At 64.0% G+C, this 2,424-nt stretch carries 2 protein-coding genes; both read left to right on the top strand.

Features of this window, described 5'->3' with window-relative positions; all coding sequences use genetic code 11:
• Nucleotides 1-376, top strand: a 376-nt coding sequence (locus tag EOC93_RS33280) for a hypothetical protein (protein WP_127206731.1), incomplete at its 5' end; no start/stop codon positions are given.
• A gap of 90 nt (nt 377-466) precedes the next feature.
• Nucleotides 467-2,424 (top strand): hypothetical protein (locus EOC93_RS35235; protein ID WP_245461608.1); only part of this gene is annotated, 1,958 nt, incomplete at its 3' end.

Genomic DNA, 2,424 nt, shown 5'->3' with positions numbered 1-2,424 from the left:
GGGCCAGGAGCGTCACAAGCAGGACCTCTTGCTGTCGCAGGCGCGCGCCCAGGCGGGTGCCTCGGGCGTCGGCATCGCAGGCTCGCCGACTGAGGGGCTGGCCGCCAATGCAAGGCAGGGCCAGCTCGACATCAAGGCGATCCAATACGGCTCGCAGCTGCGCCAGAACAATCTGGCCGCGCAGGCCGCCATCTCGCGCTTTTCCGGCAAACAGGCGGTGACCGCCTCGATCTTCAAGGCCGGCGGCAATCTCGTCGATGGCCTCTCCAAAATCCAGGACCCGAGCGAGGGTTCGACCCCGACAGCATCGGCGCCGAACCGGGCCGTGATCTTTGGCAGTTCGGCACTCAACGATCCGTGGGCGGGGATGCGATAAATGGCGACCATTCCCCTCCAGCTCGCCCAGCGCCGGCTCGATACCGGCAACGTGGTTTCCTATCCCGGCGGCTCGCCGCTCGGCGCCGCCATGCAAGGCTTTGGCGACGAGCTCTCGGCCGTCGCCGAGCGGTATCGGCAGCAGAAAGAGCAGCAGGAAGCGTTCGATGCCGAGATCGTCCGCCGGCAGTTCGACGGGCAGATCGCGCAGGCCGAGAATGACGCGACCCAGAACGCGCCGGCAGACGGCAGCGGCCTGCATGACAGCATGTATGGCCAGGTCGATCCACGCACTGGCCAGGTGGTCAAGCCAGGCCTGTTTGACACGCTGTTCGACGGCATCCTGCCGAAAATACCCGAGAGTCAGCGCGCGAATTTTATCAAGCAGAAGGAAATCCTGCGCGCGGCCGGTTCGGCGCGCATCGCGGCGAAACAGGTTCAGCGCCGCCAGGACTATGAGCAAACCGAGCTCAGCACGGTGCTGGAAACCAACGCTACCGCCATCGCGCAGAGCGACCCGGACGATACCATCACATTCGAAGCGGCCCGGCAGGACGGGCTCAACCTGATCGACAAGATGGGGCTCGACCCGCAGATCAGGCAGCAGATCGTGAAAGACTGGTTCAGCACCACGGCAAAGGCCCGGTTCCAGGCGTTGATTGCCAAGGATCCCACGCGGGCCCTCGAAATGTTCGGCGTGGTGCAGCCAGCGAATTCCTCTGGCAGCGACATCACCCAAGTCGCCGGTGCCGCCAATGCATCGAGCGGTAGCTCCAGCGCGGTGGCTCTGAAGGGCGACGGGACTGGCACCGCACCCATCGACGCCATCACCTACCTGGCGCCCGGCGAAGTTGAAGCGCTACGCAATCAGGCCAACACGGCGAATGCCGCGCAACTCGTCGATGCCCGCGCCGAGGTGCAACTCGCAGAGCAGAATGCCCCGGCCGTCATCGCCACCACGGGCAAATATCCCGAGAAGAAGCCGACCGAGCAGGATTTCGTCAACATTTACGGTGCCGAAGAGGGCATCAGGCATTTCCAGAAATTCAACATTACGGCTGGCATTGCCGGTGCGGTCTTCGACATGCGCTCGGCGCCGAACCAAGCAATACATGCTGAGCTTCGGGATTTTGAACCCGGCCCAAACGGTTCGCCAGAAGAGCGCGAGCAATACGAGATAAAGGCCGGCGCCGCGCAATTGGTACTGGGTGCCAGACGCGCCGACCCCGTCGGCTATATCAGCCAACTATTCCAAGACAAGGCTCCCGACTGGAGGAAGGTCTCAACTCCGGACGACTACAAGACTGCCGTAACCTGGGCCGTCGCTGCCCAACAAGAGATGGGCTTCGACGGGATGCTGCCGCTGCCCTGGGCCGCAGCTGACCAACAGGCCGCGAAATATATCGACCAAAGCGTGCCGTTCGAAACGCGTCTTGCCGAGTTGAGTTCGATTGTCCTGGCGGTTCGTGACCGGGATGCACGCAAGGCGATGGCCGAACAGATTTCCTTGGCGGCGGAAGCCCAATGGCGAGCCAAGGCTGCCCAAGATCCGAACGTCACGTCAGAGTTGTTGGAAGCCCAGGTTGCGGTGCTCAAGAATGGGCTGGCGTGGATCGGGGAACATCCGGCGCAGGCTCAGTACAGCACCATGCCGTGGCTACAGCAATTCGGCTTGGCGTTCTCGGATGTCGGTCGCCTCACGGCTAAGGGCGCGGCCGCCGGAGGTGCGGATGCGATCTCCGCCAAGCTGGACTCCGCTTTGTCGGGTGGGAATTACGAGGACCTTCTCAAAAATGAGCGGGCCGAGACCGAGGACGCCGAGGACCGGGCCGGCTCGGCCGGTTGGGCAGCCGAGGCCTTCGGCGCCGGCTTGAGCGGATATGGCCTGGTAAAGGGCGCAATCGGTTTGCTAGGCCGGGCAGGCATCGGCGCGGCGGCGGAGACCGGCTTGACCGGCATTGCCGCCCGAACCGGCGTAGGGGGCGTGGCGGGTGGCGCTTATGGCGGGGCATACGCCTTCAACACAGGCGAGAACGTTCCGTGGGGGAT

This window comes from Mesorhizobium sp. M6A.T.Ce.TU.002.03.1.1 (assembly GCF_003997275.1).
GTDB classification, from domain to species: domain Bacteria; phylum Pseudomonadota; class Alphaproteobacteria; order Rhizobiales; family Rhizobiaceae; genus Mesorhizobium; species Mesorhizobium mediterraneum.
Note: the sequence above shows the minus strand (reverse complement) of the source record. Positions and strands in the feature narration are given on the sequence as shown.